This is a genomic window from Streptomyces sp. (genome assembly GCF_036566765.1).
Lineage (GTDB): Bacteria > Actinomycetota > Actinomycetes > Streptomycetales > Streptomycetaceae > Streptomyces.
The window spans coordinates 1-13,321 of record NZ_DATCVQ010000203.1; the positions used below are offsets into that span (position 1 = coordinate 1).

Consider the following 13,321-nt stretch of genomic DNA (forward strand, 5'->3'; position numbering starts at 1 on the left):
GGCTTCCGCGTTGGTCGACACGTGCGCTTCGACCCCTCCGACGTGCGCGCCTGGGTGGAAGCGCAGATGGAAGGGGCAGCCGCCTGATGGCCGGTCACATTCAGGACCGTTGGTACAAGGTCGAGACCGGCACCGACGGCAAGACCGTCAAGGTCAAGACCGATCGCTACGGCACCGGGATGCGCTACCGCGCCCGCTACATCGGCCCCGACGGCACCGAGAAGTCCAAGAGCTTCCCCGACGGACAGAAGCGCCTTGCCGAGAAGTGGCTGAGCGCCATCGAGGCGGACATGTCGCGCGGGCAGTACGTCGACCCGAGCGCGTCCCGCACTACGTTCCGCCAGTACGCCGAGAAGTGGCTGGCGACTCAGGGCGGCGACCCCAACACCCGCGCCTCCACGGAGTCGCAGCTTCGGCTGCACGCCTTCCCGTACATCGGCCCACGCCCGCTCGGGTCGTTCCAGCCCGAGCACGTCAGGGAGTGGCTGGCCAAGCTGGAGGAGAACGGCATCCGCGGCCCGTACGCCCGGACCATCTACGCCAACGCCCGCGCGGTGCTGAGCGCGGCCGTAGATGACAGCTACCTCCGCCGGAACCCGTGCTCGGCCCGCACGGTCAAAGCGCCGGCGGTCGAGCAGAAGCGGGTCATGCCCTGGTCCGTCCCGCGCGTGTTCGCCGTGCGGGCCGCGCTGCCGGAGCGGTACCAGGCCATGGTGGACCTGGGCGCGGGGTGCGGTCTCCGACAGGGCGAGATCCTGGGCGTCGCCGTGGACGCGCTCAGCTTCGACGACGACGTGCTGCACGTCGTACAGCAACTCAAGTTGAGCCGGAGCAAGCCCGTCTTCGCCCCGCCCAAGGGCGGCAAGCTCCGGGACGTGCCGCTCCCCGGTCCTGTCGCCGACGCGCTCCGGGCCCACATGAAGCACCACCCGCCGGTTGAGGTCACCCTGCCGTGGGGAACCCCGGACGGCCCCAAGGTGACCAAGTCCCTGGTCTTCACGGGACCCCTGGGCAACCACGTGTGGCGCACGTCGCTGAACGAGGAGGCATGGAAGCCCGCTCTCGTCGCGGCCGGCGTCATCCCCGAGCCCAAGACGAAAGAAGAGCGGTACGCCGCTGCGCGCGAGCACGGGATGCATGCGCTCCGGCACTTCTACGCGTCAGTGCTGCTCGACGGTGGCGAGAACATCAAGGCCGTGAGCGAGTACCTGGGCCATTCCGATCCGGGCCTGACATTGAGGGTGTACGCACACCTCATGCCGAGCAGCCGGGACCGCACCCGAAAAGCCGTGGCTGCCGTCTTCGAGGGCGCATACGCTCCCCGTCACTGAGGAACGAGGGCGCGATGGCCGACGAAGAGTCCACCGAGTACTACACGCTGCTCTGCGACGACCCGTCCCACGAGGTGGTGCTCATCGACTGCGGGCCGCGCGAGTTGGACGTGATCCGAGCAGTGCACAAGGTGACTGGGCTCAGCCTGTGGCACAGCAGAGTCCTGGCTCGGCAAGCCCCCGTAACGGTTCTTGAAGGGCTGTCTCCGTACAGGGCCCAGTCCGCCGTATCGGTGCTCCAAAGCGCTGGGGCCAGAGCAGAGTGGAGGCAGGAGCCGGAGCCCCGAGAGCGCGCGGCCCCGCCCCTCTGACGGCCCACAGACGGCCCAGAGAACGAATCAGCCCTCTACCTGCGGGGAAACCGCAGGTAGAGGGCATGATCACGCGTGTTACTTCTTCTTGCCCTGGTTCTTGACGGCCTCGATGGCGGCCGCGGCGGCCTCCGGGTCGAGGTAGGTGCCGCCGGGGTTGACCGGGCGGAAGTCGGCGTCGAGCTCGTAGACGAGCGGGATACCGGTGGGGATGTTCAGGCCCGTGATGTCCGCGTCGGAGATCTGGTCGAGGTGCTTGACCAGGGCGCGCAGGCTGTTGCCGTGGGCCGCGACCAGCACGGTGCGGCCGTCCAGCAGGTCCGGGACGATCGAGTCGTACCAGTACGGCAGCATGCGCTGGACGACGTCCTTGAGGCACTCGGTGCGCGGACGCAGCTCGCTCGGGATGGAGGCGTAACGCGGGTCGTCGCTCTGCGACCACTCCGTGCCGTCCTCGAGCGCCGGCGGCGGGGTGTCGTACGAGCGGCGCCACAGCATGAACTGCTCCTCGCCGAACTCGGCGAGCGTCTGCGCCTTGTCCTTGCCCTGCAGCGCGCCGTAGTGCCGCTCGTTCAGGCGCCACGAGCGGTGGACCGGGATCCAGTGGCGGTCGGCGGACTCCAGGGCGAGCTGCGCCGTGCGGATGGCGCGCTTCTGGAGCGAGGTGTGCAGCACGTCGGGCAGCAGGCCGGCGTCCTTGAGCAGCTCACCGCCGCGGACCGCCTCCTTCTCGCCCTTCTCGGTGAGGTTGACGTCCACCCAGCCGGTGAACAGGTTCTTCGCGTTCCATTCGCTCTCGCCGTGGCGGAGGAGGATCAGCTTGTACGGTGCGTCGGCCATGCGTACGAGGTTAATCGACGGCCGACGGCCGACGCGCGCCGCGCCCGCAGGGCGGACGCCCCGACGATCGGCGTCGACGATTGACGCGGCGCGTCAATTCAGTGGCGGCCCGCCCGCCCCCGCGCGTAAGTTACGACCACCGCCAGGGACGCTTACACACGCAGGGGGATCCCCACCACATGTCCATCGCCTCACTCAGACGGTCCGCCGTCGCCACCGTCTCCGGCCTCCCCCGCGGATTCTGGTGGCTCTGGCTCTCCACCCTCGTCAACCGCACCGGCGCCTTCGTCCTCACCTTCCTGTCTCTGTACCTCACCCAGCAGCTCGGCCACTCCGCCTGGTTCGCCGGACTCGTCGTCGCCCTGCACGGCCTCGGCGGCGTCGCCGGGTCCCCCCTCGGCGGGCTGCTCACCGACCGGTGGGGCCGCCGTCCCACCATGGTCACGATGCACCTCGCGACCGCCTCCTGCACCGCCGCGCTCGCGTTCGTCTCCAGCGCCTGGAGCGTCGCCGTCGTCGTCCTGTTGATGGGCGTCGCCATGCAGGCCGTCCGGCCGTCCATCAACGCCACCATCGCGGACATGGTCCCCGAGCACGACGTCCGGCGCGCCTACGCCCTCAACTACTGGGCCCTCAACCTCGGCTTCGCCATCGCCGCCATGGGCGGCGGCGTCGCGATCGTCCTCGGCTACCGCACCCTCTTCATCGTCGACGCCCTCGCCACCACCCTGTGCGCGCTCATCGTCTTCCTGCGACTGCCCGAGACCCGCCCCGAGGCCAAGGTCGACACCGCCGGCAACGTCGTCGAGGAGCAGAAGGTCAGCGTCCTCGACGTGCTCAAGGACGCCCCCTTCCGCACCCTCGTCCTGCTCAACCTGCTCGTCACCGTGATCTTCACCGCGCCCTGGATCGGCCTGCCGCTCACCATGGCCGAGCAGGGCCTGGCCCCCTCCTCGTACGGCGTGGTCATCGCCGTCAACGGCATCGTGATCGTCGGCTTCCAGCTGCTGGTCAACAAGGTCACCGACAAGCGCTCGCCGGCCATGCTGCTCGCCGTCTCCTCGCTGCTGTTCGCCCTCGGCACCGGCGCCACCGCTCTCGCCGGCACCCCGGTCCTCTTCGCCGCGACCGTCGTCGTGTGGACGATCGGCGAGATGATCCACGTGCCCACCAACGCCGCCGCCACCGCCAAGCTCGCCCCCGAGCACGCACGCGGCCGCTACCAGGGCGTGATGGGCATCTCCTGGTCGATCGGCGGCTTCGTCGCCCCGATCGCGGCGGGCTGGATCATCGAGGGGCCGGGGTCGGACGTGCTCTGGATCGCCTGCGGCGTCATCGGCTGCGCCGCCGCCGTCGGGTACACCACGCGGCTGCGCAAGGCTCTGTCGGACGAGAGCCCGGTGGAGGCCGTCGAACCGGCGGACGCCCCCGTCCCCGCCACCGCGTCGGAGGCCGAAGCCCGCGCCTAGGGCCGGACAGGCCCTAGGGCCCCGGCCGTGATCCGCCCTGACAGGCCCTAGCCGCCTACGCCTTCTTCCGCGTCAGATGCGCGAACGCGTCGAGGTTCCTCGTCGACTCGCCGCGCGACACCCGCCACTCGTACTCCCGCCGGATCGCCGACGCGAAGCCGAGCTCCAGGAGGGTGTTGAAGTCGCCGTCGGCCGCCTCCAGGACCGAGCCCAGGAGGCGGTCCAGCTCGTCCGGGGTGACGGCGGCCAGCGGGAGCTTGCCGGCCAGGTAGACGTCGCCGAGGCTGTCCACCGCGTAACTCACGCCGTACAGCTTGAGGTTGCGCTCGAGGAGCCAGCGGTGGACGCCGGCCTCGTTCTCGTCCGGATGGCGGATGACGAACGCGTTCAGGGAGAGCGAGTGGCGGCCCACCCGCAGCGACAGCGTCGTGAAGAGCTTGCGGGTGCCGGGGAGTTTGACCACGTACGAACCCGGTTCGGTGGACTCCCAGTCCAGATCCGCGTCCTTGAGCGTGTCCTCGACGACCTGCCGGGCGCGTGCGACGTCAGCCATGGTGGGAGCGTACGCGACGCCGGTGCTCGTGCAGCCGGTGGTCGTGCATCGCCGCCGTGTACACGTCGGCCGTGCCGGACGCCGCCGTGTCCCAGCCGAAGGAGCTCGCGTGCCGGGCCGCCGCCGCGCCCATCCGGGGCGTCAGCTCGGGGTCCTCGACGAACCGGGACAGCGCCCGGGCGTAGTCCGCGGGGTCGTGGCCCGGGACCAGGAAGCCGGTCACCTCGTCGCGCACCGCCACCGGCAGGCCGCCCACCGCGGCCGCGACGACCGGGGTGCCGGCCGCCTGGGCCTCGATCGCGACAAGCCCGAAGGACTCGCTGTACGAGGGCATCACCAGCACGCTCGCGGCACGGAACCAGTCCGCGAGCCGGTCCTGCCCGACGGGCGGGTGGAACACGACGACGTCCGCGATGCCGAGCCGCGCGGCGAGCTTCTGCAAGCCCTCCGGCTTGGCCAGGCCGCTGCCGCTGGGACCGCCGACCACCGGGACGACCATCCGGGAGCGCAGCGAGGGGTCCTCGTCGAGCATCCGGGCCGCCGCCCGCAGCAGGATGTCCGGGGCCTTCAGCGGCTGGATACGGCCGGCGAAGACGGGGACGAAGGCGTCCGCGGGGAGCCCGAGGCGGGCCCGGGCCGCGGCCCGCCCGTCCGCGGGGCGGAAGTGGTCGAGGTTCACCCCGGGGTGGACGACGGCGACCTTGCCGGGGTCGGCCTCGTAGAAGCGGACGAGCTCGTCGGCCTCCTCGGCGGTGTTGGCGATCAGCCGGTCCGCCGCGGAGACGATCTGCGTCTCGCCGATGACCCGCGCCGCGGGCTCGGGCGCGTCGCCGTCCGCCAGCGCCGCGTTCTTGACCTTGGCCATCGTGTGCATGGCGTGCACGAGCGGCACGCCCCACCGCTCGGCGGCCAGCCAGCCGACATGGCCGGAGAGCCAGTAGTGCGAGTGGACGAGGTCGTAGTGGCCGGGCCGCTGTCCCGCCCACGCCTGCATCACGCCGTGCGTGAAGGCGCACAGCTGGGCCGGCAGCTCCTCCTTCGCCAGGCCCTCGTACGGGCCGGCGTCGACGTGCCGGACCAGGACGCCCGGCGCGAGCTCCACGACGGGCGCGAGCCCACCGGCCGTCGCCCGGGTGAAGATCTCGACCTCGATGTTGATCGCGGCAAGCCGCTTGGCCAGCTCGACGATGTAGACGTTCATGCCGCCCGCGTCGCCGGTGCCCGGCTGGTGCAGCGGGGAGGTGTGGACGCTGAGCATGGCGACCCGGCGCGGGGTCCGGTGCCGGCCGGGAAGCCGGAGCCTGGGCGGCGCCGCCAGGGTGCCGGCGAACCGGGACACGTACTGGCTCACGTCGGCGGTCCTTCCGCTCGGGGCACATCGGTCACGGTCGCCGGGTGCGGCGACCAAGGGCACGCCCGCCGGGGTACGGCGACGACGGGCACGGCTACCGGAGGGCGCGGGGACGTCCTCCACGCCGCACAACACCGGAATGACTCCTTTCATTTCCTCCGGCCCTCGCGCTTTGCCAATTCATTGCCGGATACACCCGGCGTGGCGCGCCCGCCCGGCCCGTACGCACCGCCCCGCACGGCCGGTACGCGCCGCCCCGCACGGCCCGTACGCTCGTCCCATGGCCCCGCGCACCACCCGCCCCGTCGGCACCCCGACCCGCGGGACCACCAACCCCAATCGCCTGCGCCGGATGGACCGCTGGATCGCCGCCGTGCACGGCCCGGCCCTGCGCCGCGCCGCCGAGCCTCCCGTGGCGGTGGACCTCGGGTACGGGGCCGCGCCTTGGACCGCCGTCGAGCTGCTGGCCCGGCTGCGCACCGCCGATCCGCGCGCCCGCGTGGTGGGCGTCGAGATCGAGCCGGCCCGGGTCGAGGCGGCGAAGCCGTACGAACGGGAGGGCCTGGCCTTCGTGCACGGGGGCTTCGAGGTGCCGGTGGCGGGCGAGGTCGCGCTGATCCGGGCCGCGAACGTGCTGCGCCAGTACGACGAGGGGGAGGTCGCCGCGGTGTGGCGGCGGCTGTGCGCGCGGCTCGCGCCGGAGGGGCTGCTGGTGGAGGGGACCTGCGACGAGATCGGGCGGCGGCACGTGTGGGTGGCGCTGGGTCCGGAGGGGCCGCGCACGGTGACCTTCGCGACCCGGCTCGGCTCGCTGGAGCGGCCGTCGGACCTGGCGGAGCGGCTGCCGAAGGCGCTCATCCACCGCAATGTGCCGGGCGAGCCGGTGCACGCCTTCCTGCGCGACTTCGACCGGGCGTGGGCGGCGGCCGCCCCGTACGCCTCACTCGGCGCGCGGCAGCGCTGGATCCGGTCGGTACGGGACCTGGCGGCGGACTGGCCGCTGCGGGACGGGCCGCGCCGGTGGCGGCAGGGCGAGGTGACGGTGGACTGGTCGGCGCTCGCACCGAAGGCCGGGGGCTGACGGCGGGGGCTGACGGCCGGGGGTGATGGCCGGGGGTGATGGCCGGGGGCTGAAACGGCCTCAGTCCTCGTCCAGGGAACGGGGAACGGGGAACGAAAGCTGTCGATCATTCGTCCCCTGTGGGGGGATGTGGCCAACAGACCGGGTTTCCTCTGTCGTTCTGCGCTCCCGCATGGCACTATCACCAAGGTCACCAAGAAGTTACTGACGGTAAATCAGGTCTGGACGGAACCTGCCGGGAGCTGGGGGAGCTTGTGAACCGACGCCGTTGCGCCACCGCCGCGATCACCGTGGTCAGCGCCTTGACGGTGCTGGCCTCGCCGATGCTCGCCCTCCCCGCGTACGCCGCGCCCGAACCGCCGCCGGCCGCGCCGCAGAAGAAGACGCTCGAAGAGGTCCGCAAGGAGATCGACGGCCTGTACCGCAAGGCGGCCGTCGCCACCGACGCGTACAACCTCGCCGAGGAGCAGACCAAGCAGCAGTCCGCCGAGATCGTGCAGCTGGCCCGGATGATCGTGGCCGGCCAGGCGAAGATCGAGGAGCTCAAGACCCGGGCCGGCGCGGCCGCCCGCGCCCAGTACCGCAACGGCGGACTGCCCGAGAGCGCCCAACTCGTCCTCACCGACGACCCGCAGCTCTTCCTCGACAGCGCCGGCCGGCTCCAGCAGGGCCAGAAGGCCACCAGGGACCTCCTCGGGGAACTGACCCGCTCGCAGGCCGAGCTGACGACGTACACCAAGGAAGCCAGCGACAACTGGACCAAGCTGGAAGCCAATCGCGTCAAGCAGGCCAACGCGAAGAAGGAGATCAACGACAAGATCGCCGCGGCCAAGAAGCTGGAGTCCACGCTGGCCGCCGAGGAGCTGGCCCGGCTGCTCAAGCTGGAGGAGGACGCCCAGTACCGGTCGCAGACCACCTGGCTGAGCTCCGGCATCCTCAAGGAGCTGAACGGAAAGGCGACCGAGCAGGGCCGCCGCGCGGTCGAGTTCGCCACGGCGCAGATCGGCAAGCCGTACGTGTGGGGCGCGGAGGGACCGGAGTCGTACGACTGCTCCGGGCTGACCCAGCGCGCCTGGGGCGTGGCCGGCCGGGGCATCCCGCGCACCTCGCAGGAGCAGTGGCGGCTGCTGCCGCGCGTGGAGATCAAGGACATGCGGCCCGGCGACCTGATCGTCTACTACAAGGACGCCAGCCACATCGGCATGTACGTCGGGAACGGCGCGATGGTGCACGCGCCGCGGCCGGGGCGAAACGTCACGCTCGCCGGCGCCGGCTCGATGGAGATCCTGGGAGTCGTCCGCCCGGAGCGGTGAGCGGTCGGCATCGGTGACCTGCGCCACAGCCCGGATCGTCCGGCCGGACGGTGAGCCGCGCCACAACCGGCACAGCGGACTGCGTGATGTTCGTCATGGCTCGGCGGGCGACATCCTCCCCATGCGCGGCATATGCCATCGGCTCATCGATGTTCACAGCGTGATCGCCATTCCGCTGCACCGCGCAGTACCGCTATGGTCCCCGTCGGTGGGACGCGGTTCGTCGTCCCACCGCGCCCTCGGGGGGAGGGAAGGAAACCAGGACCGATGCCCGTACCCGTACCGCGACAGAGGACCACTTCGGCTGCCTCCGTCGTGGAGGCCGGCACTGCCACTGGCACCGATCTCACGCTGCTGGTGATCGAGGACGACCCGGCAGGCGCCTTCGCCGTCCCCGAGCTGCTCGACGCCGCCGGGACCCGGCTGCGCATCCGCACCGCCCGCAACCTCACCGAGGCCGAGCGGCTGCTCACCGACGACGTGCACTGCGTCCTGGTCGACCTCGCCCTGCCCGGCTCCGGCGACGACCCGCTCGCCCCGCTGCACCACGTGCTGCGCCTCGCGCCCCGGCACGCCGTGCTGGCCCTCGCCGCGTCCTCGGACGCCGAGCTGGCCGCCGAGGCGGTACGGGTCGGGGCACAGGACCACCTGTTCCGCGAGGAGCTCGACGGCCGGCTGCTGAGCCGGGCGATCCGGTACGCGGTCGAGCGCAAGCGCGCCGACTCGGTCCAGGTGAAGCTGACCGAGTCCCGGCTGCGCGCGCAGGAGAACGCCCGCCTGGAGCGCGGGCTGCTGCCGACGCCGCTCCTGGAGGGCTCGGACCTGCGCTTCGCCGCCCGCTACCGGCCGGGCCGGTCCCGGGCGCTGCTCGGCGGCGACTTCTACGACACGGTGCGCACGCCCGACGGCACGGTCCACGCGATGATCGGCGACGTCTGCGGGCACGGCCCGGACGAGGCGGCGCTCGGCGTGGAGCTGCGGATCGCCTGGCGGGCGCTGACCTTCGCGGGCCTGTGCGGGGACGAACTGCTCTCGACGCTGCAGCAGGTCCTGGAGCACGAGCGGGAGAGCGAGGAGATCTTCGCGACCCTCTGCACCGTGGACATCGCCCCGGACGGGCGGCGGGCGGGCCTGTGCCTGGCCGGCCACCCCTCGCCGCTGATCGCCCGGCAGGCCCGCGCGGCGCAGCTGCTGCCGTACGAGAACAGCGGCCCGGCGCTCGGGCTGCTGCCGCGGGCGCGCTGGCCGCGCCGGCAGGTGGAGCTGGGCGCGTCGTGGAGCCTGATGATGTACACGGACGGCCTGATCGAGGGCCGCTCGGCAGGGCCGGGGTCGCCGCGGCTCGGCCAGGACGGGATGGTCGACATGGTCAACCGTCAGCTGGCGGAGGGCCTGCGGGGCGAGGAGCTCCTGGAGGCGGCGGTGACGGAGGTCCGGTCACTGAACGGCGGCGAGCTGACGGACGACGTGGCGGTCCTGCTGCTGGACCGGCGACGGTAGCCACGGACGTACGCGGAAGGGCCCGGACGGCGGGTGTGCCGTCCGGGCCCTTCCGTATGCCTGATGGGGATGCCTGTTGGGGCTAGCGGCCGCCGTTGTACGGGCCGTACGGGCCGTCGCTGCTGGAGCCGCCGCGCCGGCCTCCGCCGCCCGAGACCTGCCGGAGGGCGGGCCGGACGTCGACCATGAAGACGATGGCCGCGACGAGGCCGATGACCAGCAGGAACAGCATGCCCGGCAGCACCAGGTTCAGGACCAGGTTGATGCCGAGGATGATCAGCCAGAACTTCTTCGTCTGCTTGTCGGCCGCGCGGTACGCGTCCTCACGCGCCGTGGCGGCGAAGAGGAACGCGGCCACGGCCATGCCGAGGATGACCAGACCGATGACCAGCCAGAGGATCGAGTCGAAGTTCCAGAAGAAGGAACCGAAGCCCGTGCTGAACATCTGCGTACCGCCTCGTGAGTGGGAATGCGCCTCGCGGCCAAGGTACCCGCTACAACGTGCGGGGCACCCTGATGGTGCCCGGCACGCTGAACGCCGTACCTCTTGCTCCGCCTACTTCTCGGCGGACTGCCGGTGGACTACTTCTCGGTGGCGGCCGCGGTCTTCTTGGCGGGGGCCTTGCGGGCGGCGGGCTTGCGCGGCGCGGGCTTGGCCTCGGCCTTCGGGGCCTCGTCGGTCTCGGACTTGGCCTCGGCCTTGGGCTCCGGGTCGGGCTCGACGACGACGGCGATCTCGGTGATCTCCTCGGCGACCTCGCCCCGCCAGGCCTTGACGGCCTCCTCGCCGTGGGCGGCGACCTCCTCGTACTTCTCGCGCGCCTTCACCGCGTACTCCGCGGCCACGCCGACCCCGCGCAGGGCGAGGTCCTGGGCGGTCTCGCCGAGCTTCTTCAGGTCGGTGTCGAGGCTGCCGACGACCTCGGTGAACTTCGCCTGCACGGTCGCCTGGGCCTCCTTGGCCTGTGCGGCGACCTTCTCCTGCACGGCCTTGGGGTCCGTCTTGCGCACGGCGTCGATCCGCGCGGGCGCCTCGGCGGCGATCTGCTCGATCAGGCCGGGCACCTTGCGGGCCTGCTGGACGGCGAGGTCGGCGGTGCCGGCGGCGAAGTAGAGAGGGGTACGCAGCTCTTCGATGATGGCCATGACGGTGGTCCTCCCGGATGTACGCGATGTGCGTGGTGCGCGGTCTACGTGCTCACGATGAAGGTCGGTCGGCATCGAGGGTGTCGTCCGCGGCTGCCGCCGCGGTCGCCTCGGCGGTCGCCTCGGCGGCGTTCTCCTTGCGGAACGAGTCGTAGATCTGGAGCAGCACCTGCTTCTGCCGCTCGTTGATCGAGGGATCGGCCAGGATGACGGCGCGCGTCTCCAGCTCGTCCCGCTCCTTCTCGTCGAGGATCCCCGCCCGGACGTACAGCGTCTCGGCGGAGATCCGCAGCGCCTTGGCGACCTGCTGCAGCACCTCGGCGCTGGGCTTGCGCAGCCCGCGCTCGATCTGGCTCAGATACGGATTGGACACCCCGGCGGCCTCGGCGAGCTGCCGCAACGACAGCTGCGCGTTGCGCCGCTGCTCGCGCAGATAGTCACCGAGATTGCCGACGTTGAGCGATGCCATGCCGACGATGATGCCGCCTCTCGCTAACTATTGCAAGCACCTGCTTGCAATAGTTAGTCCGAGGCGGAGTGCTCCACGTTGTGACTGAGCACAGTAGGTGTCGCATTTGCAGGACAACTGTCGTGTCCCGCCTCGCGCGATCCGCCCTGACCTGAGGAGCCCGATCGGCAGTCGGGCGGCCCGACGGACCACGTAGCCTTCGTCGGTGGCAACCGAAAGCAAACACCTAAGCGATTCGGCTGCGGTCGACCTGCCCAAGGCCGACAGGCCGGGCCGGCTTGATCCGGCCGCCCGGGTCCACTGTGCTTGACAGCGGAATGTCCGGGCGGGTCGGGCGGTGGGAGGCTGCGGGTCGTGTCTGGGTTGATCTCGGACAAGCTCACCGAACCAGCCGATGAGGGAAGCGATCTGGAGTGCGGGCACGCCCTCGTTCGCTGTGCGGGCCTTGTTGTGCCATCGACGGAATGGGCTTGCCCAGGTGACGAAACGCGGTCGACGGTCGGCCGGGCATCTCGGCTCTGCCTGCGCTCGCACCGCAGCTGGCTCCCGTTAGCGGTCATCACCCGGGATCGCGGACACAGCTGCGCGGGATCGACGCCTGGCGGAAGCCACGTTCCTGCAGGTCAGTCAATTCCGTCGGTTGCCCTAGGGGATGACGAGTAGCTTGCCGGTGGTACGCCGAGCCTCCAGATCGCGGTGAGCTTGGGCGACCTCGGCGAGCGGGTAGCGGGCCGTCACGGTGGTCTCAAGCACCTTGGTACGCACCAATTCAAGCACGTCGGCGGCGCGCTGGAGCAGCTCGGACCGATCGGCGATGAAGTGCCCGAGGCTTGGCCGGATCAGGGTCAGCGAACCGCCCTGGGCGAGCCGGATGGGGTCGAAGGGCGGCACTGCACCACTCGCGGCGCCGAAGAGCACCAGGTGGCCGCGGGTTCGCAGGCTGGCGAGGCTCGCATCGAAGGTGTCCCTGCCGACGCCGTCGAAGACGACAGGCAGGCCCTGGCCGCCATTGAGCCGCTTCACCTCGGCCGCGAGATCGTCCACTGCAGAGTAGAGGATCACCTCGGCGGCCCCGGCGCGCCGCGCCAGCTGGGCCTTCTCCGGTGTCGAGGTTGTGCCGATCACTCTGCCGCCGAGATGGGTGATGAGCTGGGTCAGCACAAGCCCCATGCCGCCGGCAGCAGCGTGCACGAGCACCGTGTCGCCTGGCTGGACCGGGTAGGCGTCATTGACGAGGTAGTGCGCCGTCATGCCCTGCAGCAGCACGGCGGCGGCGGCCTCGAAGTCGACGCCGTCGGGCAGGGGCACGAGCCGGGAGGAGTCCACGACGGCCTGCTCGGCATAGGTGCCGGGAATCTCCACCCAGCCGACCCGGTCTCCCACAGCGACGTGGGTGACGCCGGGTCCAACCTCGAGGACCGTGCCCGCGCCCTCAGTGCCCGGGGTGAAGGGCAGCGGGAGGGTGTACCGGCCCTGGCGGTGGTATACGTCGAGGAAGTTGACGCCGGACGCGGCGACCTCCACGACCGCCTGACCCGGGCCCGGCGTCGGTTGATCAATGTCGACCAGTCGCAGCACCTCGGGACCGCCCACTTCGGAAACCTGAATCGCTCGCATGACCCCTCCTGAAACGGCTAACTTCCCTCACCAACTCCGGTCGTGGCGATCCGATTCCCGCTCGCGGTGAGGTGTCGTAGCCGTCTCGTGCCCACGCCGTACTTCCTGCGTCGGCGTTCCCACCGTTCAAGCGTGCGCACTCCGACGTGGGCGACGCCCAAGAGCAGTCTGGTCTCCTCGGGCCGCAGCGCCGATAACTCGGCGGCCTTCGCCGCCCGTCGCTCGGTCAGCGTCGTGCGGTCCGGGTCGTACTCGGGACGCGGCTCACCCGGTTCAGGGCGGAACGGATCACCGCTGCGGAAGCCGACCTCACCTCCATCAGGTGGGCGAAGCGCTGTTC

The 13,321-nt window shown here is 71.2% G+C and carries 13 protein-coding genes and 1 pseudogene; 6 read left to right on the plus strand and 8 right to left on the minus strand.

Annotation, left to right across the window (positions count from 1 at the left end; all coding sequences use genetic code 11):
• The first annotated feature begins 86 nt into the window (after positions 1–86).
• Together VIU94_RS11605 and VIU94_RS11610 are read left to right on the plus strand one after the other, a co-directional pair.
• Entirely contained in the window at positions 87–1,331 is a 1,245-nt protein-coding gene (locus VIU94_RS11605) for a tyrosine-type recombinase/integrase (protein ID WP_331910383.1), read from the plus strand.
• Positions 1,332–1,345: 14 nt separating this feature from the next.
• Positions 1,346–1,642: a ribosomal protein L7/L12 gene (locus VIU94_RS11610; RefSeq protein ID WP_331910385.1), complete on the plus strand. Its 297-nt coding sequence runs from the start codon at positions 1,346–1,348 to the stop codon at positions 1,640–1,642.
• 78 nt (positions 1,643–1,720) lie between these two features.
• Here VIU94_RS11610 and VIU94_RS11615 read toward each other — a convergent pair whose 3' ends face one another.
• A complete protein-coding gene (locus VIU94_RS11615) occupies positions 1,721–2,482 on the minus strand; it encodes a phosphoglyceromutase (protein ID WP_331910387.1) in 762 nt (253 codons plus the stop codon).
• A 179-nt stretch (positions 2,483–2,661) separates the two neighbouring features.
• Between VIU94_RS11615 and VIU94_RS11620 the strand changes: the two genes are divergently transcribed.
• Positions 2,662–3,951 (plus strand): MDR family MFS transporter, encoded by a 1,290-nt coding sequence (locus VIU94_RS11620; protein ID WP_331910389.1) that lies wholly within the window; start codon positions 2,662–2,664, stop codon positions 3,949–3,951.
• A 55-nt stretch (positions 3,952–4,006) separates the two neighbouring features.
• Here the strand turns inward: VIU94_RS11620 and VIU94_RS11625 are convergent, their stop codons facing one another.
• Positions 4,007–4,504 (minus strand): type III secretion system chaperone family protein, encoded by a 498-nt coding sequence (locus VIU94_RS11625; RefSeq protein WP_331910391.1) that lies wholly within the window; start codon positions 4,502–4,504, stop codon positions 4,007–4,009.
• Entirely contained in the window at positions 4,497–5,855 is a 1,359-nt protein-coding gene (gene mshA, locus VIU94_RS11630; protein ID WP_331910392.1) for a D-inositol-3-phosphate glycosyltransferase, read from the minus strand. Before mshA ends, VIU94_RS11625 begins: the two co-directional genes overlap by 8 nt.
• A gap of 280 nt (positions 5,856–6,135) precedes the next feature.
• Here mshA and VIU94_RS11635 point away from each other — a divergent pair, with 280 nt between their 5' ends.
• The 3 genes from VIU94_RS11635 to VIU94_RS11645 all read left to right on the plus strand — a co-directional run bounded on the left by VIU94_RS11635 (position 6,136) and on the right by VIU94_RS11645 (position 9,749).
• A complete protein-coding gene (locus VIU94_RS11635) occupies positions 6,136–6,936 on the plus strand; it encodes a class I SAM-dependent methyltransferase (protein ID WP_331910394.1) in 801 nt (266 codons plus the stop codon).
• Between the two features lie 254 nt (positions 6,937–7,190).
• Positions 7,191–8,249, plus strand: coding sequence for a C40 family peptidase (locus VIU94_RS11640; RefSeq protein WP_331910396.1), 1,059 nt, complete (start codon positions 7,191–7,193; stop codon positions 8,247–8,249).
• A 267-nt stretch (positions 8,250–8,516) separates the two neighbouring features.
• Positions 8,517–9,749, plus strand: coding sequence for a PP2C family protein-serine/threonine phosphatase (locus VIU94_RS11645; protein WP_331910398.1), 1,233 nt, complete (start codon positions 8,517–8,519; stop codon positions 9,747–9,749).
• A gap of 82 nt (positions 9,750–9,831) precedes the next feature.
• Here VIU94_RS11645 and VIU94_RS11650 read toward each other — a convergent pair whose 3' ends face one another.
• The 5 genes and pseudogenes from VIU94_RS11650 to VIU94_RS11670 all read right to left on the minus strand — a co-directional run.
• Positions 9,832–10,194, minus strand: coding sequence for a DUF2516 family protein (locus tag VIU94_RS11650; RefSeq protein ID WP_331910400.1), 363 nt, complete (start codon positions 10,192–10,194; stop codon positions 9,832–9,834).
• Positions 10,195–10,331: 137 nt separating this feature from the next.
• On the minus strand, positions 10,332–10,895 hold the full coding sequence (locus VIU94_RS11655; RefSeq protein ID WP_331910402.1) for a hypothetical protein: 564 nt from the start codon (positions 10,893–10,895) through the stop codon (positions 10,332–10,334).
• Positions 10,896–10,947: 52 nt separating this feature from the next.
• Entirely contained in the window at positions 10,948–11,364 is a 417-nt protein-coding gene (locus VIU94_RS11660; RefSeq protein ID WP_331910404.1) for a helix-turn-helix domain-containing protein, read from the minus strand.
• A 645-nt stretch (positions 11,365–12,009) separates the two neighbouring features.
• A complete protein-coding gene (locus VIU94_RS11665) occupies positions 12,010–12,981 on the minus strand; it encodes a quinone oxidoreductase family protein (RefSeq protein WP_331910406.1) in 972 nt (323 codons plus the stop codon).
• 17 nt (positions 12,982–12,998) lie between these two features.
• Positions 12,999–13,321: pseudogene (locus VIU94_RS11670) on the minus strand (hypothetical protein); the annotation flags it as partial.

Bases quoted from the DNA above. Each gene is read 5' to 3' on its own strand.
- VIU94_RS11605 (WP_331910383.1), top strand. From the start codon at position 87: ATGGCCGGTCACATTCAGGACCGTTGGTACAAGGTCGAGACCGGCACC.
- VIU94_RS11610 (WP_331910385.1), top strand. From the start codon at position 1,346: ATGGCCGACGAAGAGTCCACCGAGTACTACACGCTGCTCTGCGACGAC.
- VIU94_RS11615 (WP_331910387.1), bottom strand. From the start codon at position 2,482: ATGGCCGACGCACCGTACAAGCTGATCCTCCTCCGCCACGGCGAGAGC.
- VIU94_RS11620 (WP_331910389.1), top strand. From the start codon at position 2,662: ATGTCCATCGCCTCACTCAGACGGTCCGCCGTCGCCACCGTCTCCGGC.
- VIU94_RS11625 (WP_331910391.1), bottom strand. From the start codon at position 4,504: ATGGCTGACGTCGCACGCGCCCGGCAGGTCGTCGAGGACACGCTCAAG.
- VIU94_RS11635 (WP_331910394.1), top strand. From the start codon at position 6,136: ATGGCCCCGCGCACCACCCGCCCCGTCGGCACCCCGACCCGCGGGACC.
- VIU94_RS11645 (WP_331910398.1), top strand. From the start codon at position 8,517: ATGCCCGTACCCGTACCGCGACAGAGGACCACTTCGGCTGCCTCCGTC.
- VIU94_RS11650 (WP_331910400.1), bottom strand. From the start codon at position 10,194: ATGTTCAGCACGGGCTTCGGTTCCTTCTTCTGGAACTTCGACTCGATC.
- VIU94_RS11655 (WP_331910402.1), bottom strand. From the start codon at position 10,895: ATGGCCATCATCGAAGAGCTGCGTACCCCTCTCTACTTCGCCGCCGGC.
- VIU94_RS11660 (WP_331910404.1), bottom strand. From the start codon at position 11,364: ATGGCATCGCTCAACGTCGGCAATCTCGGTGACTATCTGCGCGAGCAG.
- VIU94_RS11665 (WP_331910406.1), bottom strand. From the start codon at position 12,981: ATGCGAGCGATTCAGGTTTCCGAAGTGGGCGGTCCCGAGGTGCTGCGA.